General features: G+C 29.2%; 14 protein-coding genes. 9 read left to right on the forward strand and 5 right to left on the reverse strand.

Features of this window, described 5'->3' with window-relative positions; genetic code table 11:
* The first annotated feature begins 186 nt into the window (after positions 1–186).
* Positions 187–2,217: a tetratricopeptide repeat-containing sensor histidine kinase gene (locus H574_RS0112530; RefSeq protein WP_027880909.1), complete on the forward strand. Its 2,031-nt coding sequence runs from the start codon at positions 187–189 to the stop codon at positions 2,215–2,217.
* A gap of 15 nt (positions 2,218–2,232) precedes the next feature.
* Positions 2,233–2,910 carry a response regulator gene (locus tag H574_RS0112535; protein WP_027880910.1) on the forward strand — a complete coding sequence of 226 codons (678 nt, stop codon included), beginning with the start codon at positions 2,233–2,235 and terminating at the stop codon, positions 2,908–2,910.
* Positions 2,911–3,177: 267 nt separating this feature from the next.
* On the opposite strand, the gene H574_RS0112540 is transcribed toward H574_RS0112535, so the two are convergent.
* Positions 3,178–3,675: a DUF456 domain-containing protein gene (locus tag H574_RS0112540; protein ID WP_027880911.1), complete on the reverse strand. Its 498-nt coding sequence runs from the start codon at positions 3,673–3,675 to the stop codon at positions 3,178–3,180.
* A 119-nt stretch (positions 3,676–3,794) separates the two neighbouring features.
* Here H574_RS0112540 and H574_RS0112545 point away from each other — a divergent pair, with 119 nt between their 5' ends.
* The 3 genes from H574_RS0112545 (at position 3,795) to H574_RS0112555 (ending at position 6,505) form a co-directional block, all read left to right on the forward strand.
* Positions 3,795–4,154 carry a BlaI/MecI/CopY family transcriptional regulator gene (locus tag H574_RS0112545; protein WP_027880912.1) on the forward strand — a complete coding sequence of 120 codons (360 nt, stop codon included), beginning with the start codon at positions 3,795–3,797 and terminating at the stop codon, positions 4,152–4,154.
* 2 nt (positions 4,155–4,156) lie between these two features.
* A complete protein-coding gene (locus H574_RS0112550; protein WP_027880913.1) occupies positions 4,157–5,908 on the forward strand; it encodes a M56 family metallopeptidase in 1,752 nt (583 codons plus the stop codon).
* A gap of 120 nt (positions 5,909–6,028) precedes the next feature.
* A complete protein-coding gene (locus H574_RS0112555; protein ID WP_027880914.1) occupies positions 6,029–6,505 on the forward strand; it encodes a hypothetical protein in 477 nt (158 codons plus the stop codon).
* A 52-nt stretch (positions 6,506–6,557) separates the two neighbouring features.
* Here the strand turns inward: H574_RS0112555 and H574_RS0112560 are convergent, their stop codons facing one another.
* From H574_RS0112560 to H574_RS0112575, 4 genes are read right to left on the reverse strand one after another with little or no spacing between them, the layout of a single operon-like run.
* Positions 6,558–7,298 (reverse strand): Bax inhibitor-1/YccA family protein, encoded by a 741-nt coding sequence (locus H574_RS0112560; RefSeq protein WP_027880915.1) that lies wholly within the window; start codon positions 7,296–7,298, stop codon positions 6,558–6,560.
* On the reverse strand, positions 7,299–8,171 hold the full coding sequence (locus tag H574_RS0112565; RefSeq protein ID WP_027880916.1) for a hypothetical protein: 873 nt from the start codon (positions 8,169–8,171) through the stop codon (positions 7,299–7,301). It abuts the gene before it with no gap.
* A 51-nt stretch (positions 8,172–8,222) separates the two neighbouring features.
* The gene (locus H574_RS0112570) at positions 8,223–9,347 is read right to left on the reverse strand and encodes a glycosyltransferase family 2 protein (protein WP_027880917.1); all 1,125 of its coding nucleotides are present in this window, start codon (positions 9,345–9,347) and stop codon (positions 8,223–8,225) included.
* Positions 9,347–10,312, reverse strand: a complete 966-nt coding sequence (locus tag H574_RS0112575; RefSeq protein ID WP_027880918.1) for a lysylphosphatidylglycerol synthase domain-containing protein — start codon at positions 10,310–10,312, stop codon at positions 9,347–9,349. Before H574_RS0112575 ends, H574_RS0112570 begins: the two co-directional genes overlap by 1 nt.
* A gap of 46 nt (positions 10,313–10,358) precedes the next feature.
* Between H574_RS0112575 and H574_RS0112580 the strand changes: the two genes are divergently transcribed.
* The 4 genes from H574_RS0112580 (at position 10,359) to hemW (ending at position 13,142) form a co-directional block, all read left to right on the forward strand.
* On the forward strand, positions 10,359–10,988 hold the full coding sequence (locus H574_RS0112580) for a hypothetical protein (protein ID WP_027880919.1): 630 nt from the start codon (positions 10,359–10,361) through the stop codon (positions 10,986–10,988).
* Entirely contained in the window at positions 10,988–11,545 is a 558-nt protein-coding gene (gene ruvC / locus H574_RS0112585; RefSeq protein WP_027880920.1) for a crossover junction endodeoxyribonuclease RuvC, read from the forward strand. The genes H574_RS0112580 and ruvC overlap by 1 nt, the downstream gene beginning before the upstream one ends.
* A gap of 10 nt (positions 11,546–11,555) precedes the next feature.
* Positions 11,556–11,924 (forward strand): four helix bundle protein, encoded by a 369-nt coding sequence (locus H574_RS0112590; RefSeq protein ID WP_027880921.1) that lies wholly within the window; start codon positions 11,556–11,558, stop codon positions 11,922–11,924.
* A 90-nt stretch (positions 11,925–12,014) separates the two neighbouring features.
* On the forward strand, positions 12,015–13,142 hold the full coding sequence (gene hemW / locus H574_RS0112595; protein ID WP_027880922.1) for a radical SAM family heme chaperone HemW: 1,128 nt from the start codon (positions 12,015–12,017) through the stop codon (positions 13,140–13,142).
* The last annotated feature ends 2 nt before the right edge of the window (positions 13,143–13,144 follow it).

Raw genomic sequence — 13,144 nt, forward strand, 5'->3', positions numbered from 1 at the left:
AAAGAAGTAAAAGAGGTACAAGTAGATTTAATCTCGATGACAGATAAAAAAGTATCAAAGGTACCAACGCAAGGCTAAGACATATATATTTAATTATATAAAAATCCTCTTCTAACATAACAGTTAGAAGAGGATTAGTTTTTTATTTAAAATATTTTAAATTTGATTTATTAAGAACTCTACTTAGTGAAATATATATTATATATAACCTTACTAATCACTTTTTTCTCTTTTACTTCTTCACCAAAAGCTAAAGAAGAAGACCCTATTTTAAAAATTTTAAAACTAAGGAAACAAGCCAATAATTCAGATTTAAACATATCTAAAAGGTTTGAATATGCTAGAGAAGCTATTTCGCTTTCAAAAAAATATGATAAAGACTCTACAGTATTAGCAAGTAACAGAGTGTTATCTTGGTTATTTATAGTGTCTGGGCAGTATGATTCTTTATATAGGGTAAATAAAGAAAATCTTAAAATTTCTACTAAAATAAAAGACTCTCTTAAGATGGCTTATGCAAATAATAATCTAGGATTTTACTTTGCAGAGAGTAATAAAAATGACAGCGCTTATTACTATTATTACAATGCCAGAAAACTTTACGAGCTTTTAAAAGATATACAAAACGAATCTAATATTATCCTTAATATGGCTAACATACAAGAGTCTGAAAGAGATTATATAGGTGCAGAAATAAATGCCATTAAAGGAATAGAAATAGCAAAAACATTGCCAATATCTGACGGAAACAACCTTAACCTATGGGCTTTTAATAATTTAATTGGTATAGTCTCAAGTAAAGTAAAAAGGTTTGATAAGTCTATTGAATATCATAATAAAGCTTTAGAGTATGCAGAAAAATTAAAAGCTGAAAAGTATAAATATTATAAAGACTTTTCAGAGATGAACATAGCCATAGTACATCGCAGAAAAGGAGATTATGATAAAACAATACAAGTATTAAATAATATAAAAAACTTAGAAACATTAAAGGAAGAAGATCCTCAAACCTATGTTTCTATAATTTCAAATTTAGCCTACGCCAAGTTTTTAAAAGGTAATTTTGTTTCAGAAGAAATAGAAAACACATTTAAAACAGCATACAAATTTTCTATTGATCAAGATATAAAAGTAGAACAATCTATTATCGCCTCTTTTATTTCAGAATTATACTTACACCAAAAGCAAATAGATTCTGCTCAAAAATATGCAAATATAGCATACAATAAAGCAAATGAAGTAGGAGAAAACCAAACTGTCTTAGATGCGTTAATACTAAAAGCCAAAACCGAAACAGGAGAGCAATCTAAAGCATACTTATATGAACATATAAGGTTAAACGATAGTTTAATCTCCAAAGAACGAACAAACAGAAATAAATTTGCTAGAATTGAGTTTGAAACAGACGAAATTCTTCAAGAGAAAGAACAAATCTCTAAGCAAAGACAATGGTTAATTTTTATATCTGTAGGATTATTAGGCGTTTTATTCTTCTTGTATATCATTAAATCTCAAAGAGAAAAAAATAAAGAGTTACAACTACAAAAACAGCAACAAGAAGCAAATGAAGAGATCTATAAGTTAATGCTCTCTCAACAAGAAAAAATAGACGAAGCACGTAGCGTAGAGAAAAACCGAATTTCTCAAGAAATGCATGATGGTATCTTAGGACGACTTTTTGGAGCAAGATTAAGTCTAGATAGCTTAAATCTAGTTAATACAGAAGATGCAATTTCAAAACGAAGTAAATACATTTCTGAATTAAAAAATATAGAAGACGATATAAGAAAGGTTTCTCATGAGTTAAATTCAGATTTTGTTAATCAATCAGGATACTTCAATATGGTTAACAACCTAGTCGAAACTCAAATGACAGCCTACAATATCGATTATACGTTTAAAGCAGATTCTAATATTAATTGGGATATGCTTGATAACAAAATAAAAATTCACTTGTATAGAATCTTGCAAGAAACTATGCAAAACATCTATAAACATGCAGAATCAACGTTAGTTGATATCGAGTTTTATTTAGATAAAAATAAATTAAATTTAAAAATAACAGATAATGGTGTTGGATTTGACCAAACCAAAACTAAAAACGGAATTGGTCTAAAAAATATAAAAGATAGATTAAAGGAAATTAACGGAAATTTTAATGTCACATCTCAAATAAATAAAGGAACATCTGTTACAATTACTGTCCCAAATATTTAAACTAACTAAAAAAACATGAAAACTCAAGAGTTAAAAATACTAATGGTTGATGATCATCCAATGATTATAGAAGGCTATATGCATACATTAATGGCTACAAAAAAAGAAAACCAGTCTTTGACAATAGATATAGCTTCAGATTGTGATTCGGCATTAAAAGCCATGAAAAAAGCAAAAAGCATAGGCGTACCTTACAATATTTATTTTTTTGATATTAGTATACCAGAGTCTAGTGATGGCTTATATAAATCTGGAGAAGATTTAGCAAAACGAGTAAGAATGGTAGAAGAAGATGCCAAAATAGTAATTCTGACTATGTTTGATGAAGTTTATAGAATACATGATATTATAAAAACTATAAACCCAGAAGGATTTTTAATAAAAAGCGATTTAACCTCTAGTGAGCTAGCTAGTGCTTTTCAAGCCATTCAAAATAATCCTCCATTTTATAGTGGTACTATAAATAGAATACTAAGAAAAAGCTTACAAAATCCAATAACTTTAGATTTGGTAAATCATAAAATGCTTCATCTTTTATCATTAGGTGTAAAGACAAAAGATTTAGTTAAACATTTAGACTTAACATTAAGTGCAATTGAAAAAAGAAAGAAAAACATAAAAGAACTTTTCTTTGTTGAGGATGGTAAGGATGAAACTTTAATTAAAATTGCGAAAGAAAAAGGCTACATATAAAAACTTTTAAAGAAAATTACAATTTTGTTTAACGTTAAAAAAAGCTTTAAAAGTCTACCTATACTTAAGGCTTATGGTTTTTACCGCAATCTACTTACGGTAAAAACCGTAAAGGTATAATATACAATTACTTATATTTGTAATGACTATTAATTTAAGTATTTTCCCTTATAAACTTAGTTTGGTTAATAGCATTTACATTTACACACAAGAAAAAGCAACATCGCTCGATGTTGCTTTTTCATTTTATATATATGATTAAAAAAATTAAAAAATTAAATGCTTAAATTCCCAAAACGTACTAATAAAAAAGCCCATGTAGACTACTGCTACAATAAACTTTAAAAAAGTACCAGTTACAAAACCTAAAAAGGAGCCAAAAGCAGCTTTTAAAGCAGTTTTAGAATCTGCTTTATTAGATAACTCACCCAAGTACGCACCAACAAAAGGTCCAATAATAATACCAAATAGTATTGGCGCAATTAGTCCTATAATTAAACCTAACGTTGTCCCAATCATTCCGGATCTACTACCGCCAAATCTTTTAGTACCAATTGCAGGTATGATGTAGTCTAAAGCAAAAATTAATAATGCAACGATTAAGGTTATAATCAAGAAAGAAGTGTCGTTGGGCACAGCGTCTGTAATAAATAAAAATAACAAACCAATCCAACTTAAAGGTGGACCAGGTAAAATTGGTAAGATGCTTCCAACTAAGCCTAACAAGATAAATGCAAAGCCAATAATGGTTAAAAAAATATCCATAAGTTTTTGTTTATATGACGATTATATTTCTGTTATGTTACATTTTTAAACTAAAAAATTAGTTTAAACTAATTTTTTAGTTATATTTGTTGTATTCAACTAAAACTTTAGTTATAAAAATGAAACCACTTACAAAAGCAGAAGAAGATATTATGCAAGTCCTTTGGCAATTAGAAAAAGCTAATGTAAAAGATATAATTAATATACTTCCAGAACCTAAACCAGCTTACAACACGGTTTCTACAATTGTTAGGATTTTAGAATCCAAAGGATTTGTAGATTATGAAAAAAAAGGAAAGGGACATGTGTATTTTCCTATACTTAAAAAACAAGACTATAGCAATCAAAGCTTAAACACCTTGGTCGAAAATTATTTTCAAGGATCTTTTAAAAGTATGGTGTCTTTTTTTGTGAAGAAAAATGATATAAATATTGAAGAGCTAGAAAGTGTTTTAAAAGAAATCAATAAAAACGAATAGTTATGATTACCTATATCATTCAAATAATAGCTTTTCAACTTATATTTTTATTGGTTTATGAAGCGCTTTTAAAAAAAGAAACGTTTTTTAATTACAACCGTTGTTATTTATTATCAACTTCTGTATTGTCATTACTCTTGCCTTTTATTAAAATTGAAAGTTTTACTAAAACCTTACCAAGTAAATATGTAGTTGTTTTACCAGAAGTTGTTTTAGGTAACGTGAAAAAAACACCACAAATAATTACAGAAGCTTCAACTATTGCCAATAAAACCTCATGGTTAACGCTTAACAATATTATCATTTTAGGTAGTTGTATTGCATTTTTAATTTTTGTCTTTAAACTATCTAAACTTTTAAAATTATGGGCAAAATCTAAAAAAGTAAAGTCTAAAGGATATCAAATCTTATCACTGTCAAATACAACTGTTGCTTTTTCCTTTTTTAACTATGTGTTTATTGGTAACCAACTAACAGAACAACAAAAAGAAAGTATTTTGGCACATGAGCTTATTCATGTTAAACAAAAACACAGCATAGATTTATTGTGGTTAGAAGTATTAAAAATTGCACTTTGGTTTAATCCTTTAGTATATGTCTACAAAGGATATTTAATACAAGTGCACGAATATATTGCCGACCAAAATGCCATAAAAACCGTCAATAAAAAAGACTATTATCAGCGTTTATTACAGCAAATTTTTGATGTAAAATCGTTGCCTTTCGTCAATCCATTTTTTAAACAATCATTAATCAAAAAACGAATTATTATGTTAAAAAAATCAAAATCAAAACCAGTCTATTTAATTAAGTACTTGCTACTAATACCAATGATTACAGCAATGTTGGTGTATTCTTCATGTTCTCAAGACGAAACTAGTAAAGCAAATACAGAACAAACCACATTAACGGAAGAAGAATTGGTAGAAAAATACTTAAACGATTATAGAAGCAAGTATAAAGATAATATTGAAAAATTGTTTTCAGAGAATAAGGCAGATTATAATAATTACTTAAACACTTTAGACCAATATGCAAGACTTAAAGCTAAGTTTTTGTTTATGGCAGAAGATTTTAAGTTAAAAAATGGTAAGTCTGCAAATTTCATTAATGAAATAAAAAATCAAACCTATCAAGACTATTTAAAAAATAAAGAAACCCAAGAGTCTAAAGATAATTGGATTGGCAATCCAAAAAGAGGTACTTTAAGATTATTAGTAGAAGATTTAGATAATTTAACTACTGAAGAAGAAGCATTGAAACAGTCAAAATTAGCGCAAATAAATAAAGAAGAATGGTATCATGCTTTGGTAATATCTGATGGTTACAGACATATTAAAATTGAAGTTAGAGAACCAAAAGGCGATTACATTCACGATACAAATAACGAAATAGATGTTCCTTTTAGTATTATAGAACAAGTCCCATTAATTGAAGGTTGTGAAACATTAGTTAATCTTAAAGAACAAAAAGAGTGTTTTTCAAATAAAATTAACGAGCATGTTATGAAAAACTTCAATACAGAACTAGCAAATACACTTGGTTTAGAAAAAGGTGTAAAACGCATTTTTGTAAGCTTTAAAATAGATGTTAATGGAGATGTAGTAAATGTAAAAGCTAGAGCACCACATAAAGATTTAGAAGAAGAAGCTATCAGAGTGATTAATTTATTACCAAAAATGACACCTGGTACAGATAAAGGTAAACAAGTTAATGTGCCTTATAGCTTACCAATAACCTTTAAAGTAGATTAGTAATTTTTCTTTTTAAAAAGTTACAACCGAAGTCTTTTGCTTCGGTTTTTTTATGGTCAACACCTAATAAATATACAATTATCAAGTAAAAATCGTATTTTTCGGCGATACTTGTTTAATATGAAGCAAATAGCAATTTTTTTTATATTCCTTTTGTTAGTGTCTTGTCAGTATTTTGAAGCTAAAAAGACATCAAAAGATGCTATTCTAAAAAAGGAATTAAAAACATTTAATTGGAACGAAGTAGACACATATCCAAGCTTTCCTGTTTGCGATTCTTTAGACACATTGACTAATAAAAAACAGTGTTTTGAAACTACGTTAGCCAACCACATAAGTACACAATTAGCTAAAGAAACCTTTGTGGTGACTCAGGATATTAATGACACTATAATTTTAGAATTTTTAATTTCAGAAAAAGGACAATTACAAATTGAAAAATTTACAGTAGATTCTTTAACTATATCAGAGTTACCAAATATTCAACAAATAATAGAAAGTAGTTTAGACAGTTTGCCTCCAATTTATGCAGCTTTAAAGCGCGGTCAGCAAGTGAAAACACAATTTAAATTACCTATTGTTCTTCAGGTTAATTAAAAGATTATTAACTTTTTTGTCATTGCAGAGCGCAGCGAAGAATCTAAAAAAACTACTTCGGAAACTTAACAGCAAACTTTTTCATCAACCTTAAAACTTCAACATATAACCAAATAAGAGTTGCTAATAATCCCCAAGTAGCAAGCCATTCTTTGTGTTTTGGCGCACGATGTTTTTGTCTTTCAATAAAATCAAAGTCTAAGAGTAATGATAAAGCTGCGAAAACAATAGCAAAAATATTAAAGCCAATAGCAAACCAACTTGTTCCCCAAATAAAGCTCTTTATGCCAAAAAAGCTTAAAACCCATGTGATGATATAAACTACAAAAATACTAGCACAAGTAGTAATAATAATACTTCGTAGCTTTTTGGTAACAATAATAATGCGTGTTTGATAAAGTAATAACATTACAAAAAATGTTATTATAGTAACACCAATTGCTTGATACGGTAAATCCGGAAATTTTGCTTGAGCATAAGCAGTAATTCCTCCAAGAAAAAAACCTTTTGCAACCGAGTATAATGGAACCAAAAAATGAGCCCATTGTTGCCTAACCGAGATGATAATACTAATCACTATTGCAGCAATACCACCACCAGAAGCAAACCATTTTATACTTGTGCCTTGTGTTTGTAGTTTCCAAATACCAACAACAATTGCAGTTATAATTAATAGGCAATACAAGGTTTTTAATAAAATGCCACCAACGGTCATTTTTTTGGGTTCTTGGTCGTAATTATCCCAAAAGTAACCGTCAAAAACAGGATTAGAAGTTTTGTCTATTAAACTCATTTATAAGTTAAATTTATAGCCTAAAGCTACATCTGTAGGAAAGTTATCTTCATTATCTATAAATGCAGCAAATAAAGAGTCAAATATTAAAGTGATATAACCATTACCAACTTTAAAATCGGCACCAAGTCCAAAAATTAAAGGTGCGTCAAATTCGGTATTAGAGACTTCGTTTTCTATTAAATTTCCTGGGTTTTCAGGGTTTTCAACTATATAAGTTGCGTTTACATTAGTTAATGTTGCAAATTTAGTTTGCGCGTAAACATTAAAATTATCTTGATTTATAAACCTAAATCTATAGCCTAAAGCTAATTGTGTAGCACTATATTGTAGATTGTCATTTTCTGCAATGTATCTTAGGTTAACAAATCCAGCATGTTTAGGTTGTGCTTTGTCTTGGACAATTTCTAGCTCAGTCCCAAAAAACAGACTGTTTTCATTATCAGGGTTATTTACAAAAGGATTGTTAGTTAAACCTCCAAAAACACTTAATCTAGTTTTAAGTTTTGGTTTACCATCATTAGCTGTATAAGTATCGTCTACAGAAGCGTTATATTTATTTACAAATTGCTTCAAACCAAATAATGTAAATTTAGTTTTAGACGCATCCATGTCAGTTAAATTAGTAAGTGTAGTTTGATATTCGTTTTGGTACTTATTGTTGTTGCCTTTAGTGTTTTTAAGTTCGGTTACAGCGTTGTCTTCGGTTTTAATAAAATATCTAAATTGCCCATCAACAGAAGTCCAAAGTAGTTCTAAAGTGCCTTCTACTTCAGTGTCTAATTTTAAAGATTCGCCATTAACAGAGTAGGTTTGTTGTGCAAAACTTAATGTTGAAACACATAAGCTTAAAATGAAAAGTAAACGTTTCATAGAGATTGTAATTTGGTTCTATGCTAAAGTAGAAATTTTTAAACTAATAAACTATTTCTTAAAGCGTCTGTCTTTCCATTTGTAACTTGAAAACGAGCCAACAACAGCAACGTAAACACTAAAAAGAGGATATAATAAACTTGACGGTAAATAGTATTTTAATGCTTGTTCTTTGCTGAAAAACACACTTGTTTTATAAATTAAAAGAAAATCTATAAGCAGCTTTAAAAGAAATAAATAAGTAAAGGTCTTAAAATGAAATAACCCTAAAACCATTAACACAAAACCAATGACAATTACAGAATTTGCTAGTAAAACCATTAACCCAACCAACTTAGCAAAATTATTATTGTAGTTAGATGCTTTATTAGCCCAACGTATGCGTTGCGATAGTAAACTTTTAAAATCTGGTTGCGGTATTGTCTGCACAATAGCATGTGTGCTTTTTAAATATCTAACAAAATTTTCATCTGTCTTTAAAGCTTTTTCCATTAAAAAAATATCATCTCCGCTTGCAATGGTATCATTGCCTTCAAAACCATTCATGCTATTAAAAAAGGATGCTTTGTAAGCCAAATTAGCACCATTACATAAAAATGGTTTACCAATACCAAAACCAGCAATAGTGCTTCCTGTTAAACTTAAAAAATCTAAAAGCTGAAAGTGCTTTAAAAACCCATTAACCTGATGATAAGTAACTGGTCCAACTACCATTTTGGCATCGTTTTGTTGGATAAAAGCATCAAAACTATCTAGCCAATATTTTGGTAAAACACAGTCGGCATCGGTTGTGATAATCCAATCATAGTTGCTAATTTTTATTGCTGAAGAAATCGCATCTTTTTTAGGCGAATTGGATTGTCTTTCGTTTTCAATTAATTTAATGTCCAAAGTTGAAGTTGAAATAAACTTAGTAACAATATCTTTTGAAGGATCTTCAGAATCATCATTAACTAAAATGATTTCAAAAAGCGAAGCTTGGTAATTTAACTCTGCAATAGAATTTAATAGCGCTGGTAAATTTTCGGCTTCATTTCTAAAAGGAACAATTACCGTAAATTTTGTTTTTGCAGGACTATCATTCAGTTTAAAAACAGTTACTTTATCAATTGCAAAAGCAAATTTTCCTATTAAAAATAAATACAAAAGCAATATAACAACTGTAATAACAAGCATTAATTATGGTTTTTTAGAACATTAAAGTTAAGTACATAGTAACTACCAAAAACGCTAGGCAGTGCAAAATTAAGTAGCCACATTAATAAAATACAGCTTAAAATAGGTAATTGGTTAATATCAGCTAGTCCAAAAACATACAGCGCAACACTACCTTTTATCACAACATCAAAAATTGAAATTGTCGGAATAATTGAAGCCAATAAATACATGGATGTAATTAAAATCATGGCATCAACATAGTTTAATTGAGTCCCAAAAAGTGTCAAAATAAAATAAAACTGAAAAGAAAATACAGCATATCTTAACACCGATAATAAAAAGCCAATACCTAAATATTTTAGACCTAAATTTTTGATGTAATTAATCACCTTTTCAAAAGAAAAACCTTTAATCTTAAATCTTTTTTGTTTAAAACCAAATACGGTAAACAAAGTAATTAAAGCCAATAATATTAAAGCTCTAATAAATCGATAACCAATATTGACTTCATAATTGTGATATAAAAAAACAAGCCCAATTACACCTAAAATAACAGTAACACTCATTTGAAGCATATTGCTAATTAGGTTTAAAAGCAGTACTTTTTTACGATGCGTTTTTGCAAAGTAAATCGCTTTTGCGCCGTATTCGCCTATACGATTTGGTGTAAAAATTGAAGCTGTTAGTGCGCCCAAACTTTGCTCAGTAGCTTCTAAAAAACTTATTCTTTTGATTTTTGAGATTAAAAATCGCCATTTCAAAATTTCTAAAAACCAATTAAAACTACTTAAAAACACTAAAAAAATGATGTTTTTTGTTGAAAATAGCTCGTTTTTGTCTAGAGAACGTAAAAAATCTTCAAATTTTAAATCAGGATTATTAAGTAATTTTTGATAAATAAAGTAAAAAGCGCCAACAACTATACTTAATTTGATAAGTACAAAAAAGAATTGCTTAGTTTTGTAAGGTAAGCTACTATTCATCTTATTTTTTCTGAAAGTGCTTGCAAAATAAACTAAAAAACACACAATGTTATCAAGATTTAAAATCATTTGTTTGGTTGCTTTTTTGATGTTTGGATTAAACACAGTAAAAGCACAAATAGAAACTAGTAAATGGAAAGCTCTAATTGCTGTAGGTGTAAATAGCCCAAGTCAAGATGGATTTGTAACGCCTTTTGAGGCTGATGGATTAAATTTTCCGACCATAAATTTAGGAGTTCAGCATATGTTTACTAATCAATTAGGAGCTAAAGTAGATTTTGGGTATAATAGATTTGTAAATGCCGATAATACACCAGATTTTAAAGTAAACTACACACGTGTAAATGCACAGTTTGTTTATGATGCTACATCAGATTTTACGTTTTTACCATTTGGTACAGGTGTAGTTTTTCATGTTGGTCCTGGTTATTCTATGATAAAACCTTTAGATGCTTATGGCGATAATAAAACGTCTTATTTAAATGCTATGGGCGGAATGGAATTTCATTACGGAATAAGTAGAACTGTTTCTGCATATATCGACGCATCTTACATTATGGGATTTGCAAGCGATTTCGATCCTATTACAGAAGGTTATGGATCGTTTAACGGTAATTTATTAACCGTAACTGTTGGTGTTGCAGTTTCTTTAAGCGGTTGCGCAACTTGTAATTAATGGCAAAAGAACAAATTATATTAGGTATTGATCCCGGAACAACCATTATGGGTTTTGGCTTGATTAAAGTTGAAAATAAAAAGATGAGCTTTTTACAACTTAACGAGCTAGACTTAAAAAAATACGACGACCATTACTTAAAATTGAAATTGATTTTTGAAAGAACTATAGAATTAATTGACACGCATCATCCTGACGAAATCGCTATCGAAGCGCCTTTTTTTGGTAAAAACGTACAAAGTATGCTTAAGTTAGGTCGTGCGCAAGGCGTTGCTATGGCGGCAGGTTTAAGTAGAGAAGTACCAGTTACCGAATATTCGCCAAAAAAAATCAAAATGGCAATTACAGGTAATGGTAATGCTAGTAAAGAGCAGGTAGCAAAAATGCTGCAAAGTTTATTGAAACTAAAAACTTTGCCAAAAAACTTAGATTCTACCGATGGTTTAGCAGCAGCAGTTTGTCATTTTTACAATCAAGGTCGCGTAGAAATTGGTAAAAGCTATTCGGGTTGGGCAAGTTTTGTAAAACAAAACCCAACAAAAATCAATAAACAATAAACAGTTATCAATGTCTAAACAAGCAAATAATCCTTTAGCTGATAAATCGTATCAATTAGCTCTTCAAATTGTTAATGTTTATAAAGAATTAACTAATTCAAAAAAAGAGTTTATCTTATCTAAACAATTATTAAGATCTGGTACGTCCATTGGAGCTAATGTTACAGAAGCAAACGGTGCAATATCAAATGCTGATTTTTCTGCTAAAATTTCAATTGCTTATAAAGAAAGCTTAGAGACTAAGTACTGGTTAAGCTTACTTAAAGATTCAGATTTTTTAAGTAAAATAGAGTTTGATAAATTACACTCAAACACTGACGAACTATCAAAAATATTATTTTCAATACTTAAAAAAACAAGAATAAATAAAATACCTTAACTGTTAGTTGGTCACTAATCATTGATATCTGATAATTTGTAAATTGACTACTGCTAATTGTTTCCTGTTAATTGTTTATTGACAACTGATATGTCCGGCATCTACATTCACTTACCATTTTGCAAACAAGCCTGTTATTATTGCGACTTTCATTTTTCGACGTCGTTAAAAAAGAAAGATCAATTAATTTCTGCTTTAGCAAAAGAGCTTCAACTTCGTAAAGATGAATTTAAAAATACAACTGTAGAAACTATCTATTTTGGTGGTGGTACACCAAGTCTATTATCCATTGAAGAATTACAATTTTTAATAGATACGGTACATAAAAATTACTCAGTAGCAACGTCACCAGAAATTACTTTAGAAGCCAATCCAGACGATTTATTTGAAGAGAAAATTATAGAATTATCCCAATCGCCAATCAATAGACTAAGTATTGGTATACAATCCTTTTATGAGAAAGATTTAAAGTTGATGAATCGTGCTCACAATTCCGAAGAGGCAAAAAAATGTTTAGAAATTGCGACGCAATACTTTGATAACATTAGCTTAGATTTAATCTACGGAATTCCAAATAGTACATCGCAAGAATGGTTAAATAATATTGAAACAGCGCTAAGTTTTGGCGTACCACATATTTCAAGTTACGCACTAACTGTCGAGCCTAAAACAGCATTAGCAAATTTTATAGACAAAGGAATTATTGACGATGTAGATGATGAAGTTGCACACAAACAATTTCATCAACTAATAGAACAATTAGAAGAAGCTGGTTTTGAGCATTATGAGCTGTCTAACTTTGCAAAACCAGGTTATTACAGTAAAAACAATAGTGCCTATTGGTTAGGTAAACCATATATTGGTATTGGTCCATCTGCACATAGTTTTAACGGTGACCAACGTGCTTGGAATGTTAAAAATAATTCCATTTACATCAAAAAAATTGAAGAAAATGTCCTGCCATTAGAGATTGAAACATTAACAAAAAATGATAAGTATAACGAGTTTGTCATGACTGGATTAAGAACAATTTGGGGCGTGTCATTATCTAAAATAGAAGACAAGTTTGGGCTTCATTATAAAAATTTCTTAATAAAAGAGGCTCAGTTTTATATCAATGAACAATTATTGTATATTGAAAAGGACAGCTTAAAAGCTACAAAAAAAGGAAAATTTTTAACTGACGGAATAGCAAGTGAGCTATTCATGTTAAATTAATT

The organism is Mesoflavibacter zeaxanthinifaciens DSM 18436 (genome assembly GCF_000422365.1).
In the GTDB taxonomy this organism is placed as follows: Bacteria; Bacteroidota; Bacteroidia; order Flavobacteriales; family Flavobacteriaceae; genus Mesoflavibacter; species Mesoflavibacter zeaxanthinifaciens.

Bases quoted from the DNA above. Each gene is read 5' to 3' on its own strand.
- H574_RS0112535 (WP_027880910.1), top strand. From the start codon at position 2,233: ATGAAAACTCAAGAGTTAAAAATACTAATGGTTGATGATCATCCAATG.
- H574_RS0112540 (WP_027880911.1), bottom strand. From the start codon at position 3,675: ATGGATATTTTTTTAACCATTATTGGCTTTGCATTTATCTTGTTAGGC.
- H574_RS0112545 (WP_027880912.1), top strand. From the start codon at position 3,795: ATGAAACCACTTACAAAAGCAGAAGAAGATATTATGCAAGTCCTTTGG.
- H574_RS0112550 (WP_027880913.1), top strand. From the start codon at position 4,157: ATGATTACCTATATCATTCAAATAATAGCTTTTCAACTTATATTTTTA.
- H574_RS0112555 (WP_027880914.1), top strand. From the start codon at position 6,029: ATGAAGCAAATAGCAATTTTTTTTATATTCCTTTTGTTAGTGTCTTGT.
- H574_RS0112560 (WP_027880915.1), bottom strand. From the start codon at position 7,298: ATGAGTTTAATAGACAAAACTTCTAATCCTGTTTTTGACGGTTACTTT.
- H574_RS0112565 (WP_027880916.1), bottom strand. From the start codon at position 8,171: ATGAAACGTTTACTTTTCATTTTAAGCTTATGTGTTTCAACATTAAGT.
- H574_RS0112570 (WP_027880917.1), bottom strand. From the start codon at position 9,347: ATGCTTGTTATTACAGTTGTTATATTGCTTTTGTATTTATTTTTAATA.
- H574_RS0112575 (WP_027880918.1), bottom strand. From the start codon at position 10,312: ATGAATAGTAGCTTACCTTACAAAACTAAGCAATTCTTTTTTGTACTT.
- H574_RS0112580 (WP_027880919.1), top strand. From the start codon at position 10,359: ATGTTATCAAGATTTAAAATCATTTGTTTGGTTGCTTTTTTGATGTTT.
- ruvC (WP_027880920.1), top strand. From the start codon at position 10,988: ATGGCAAAAGAACAAATTATATTAGGTATTGATCCCGGAACAACCATT.
- H574_RS0112590 (WP_027880921.1), top strand. From the start codon at position 11,556: ATGTCTAAACAAGCAAATAATCCTTTAGCTGATAAATCGTATCAATTA.
- hemW (WP_027880922.1), top strand. From the start codon at position 12,015: ATGTCCGGCATCTACATTCACTTACCATTTTGCAAACAAGCCTGTTAT.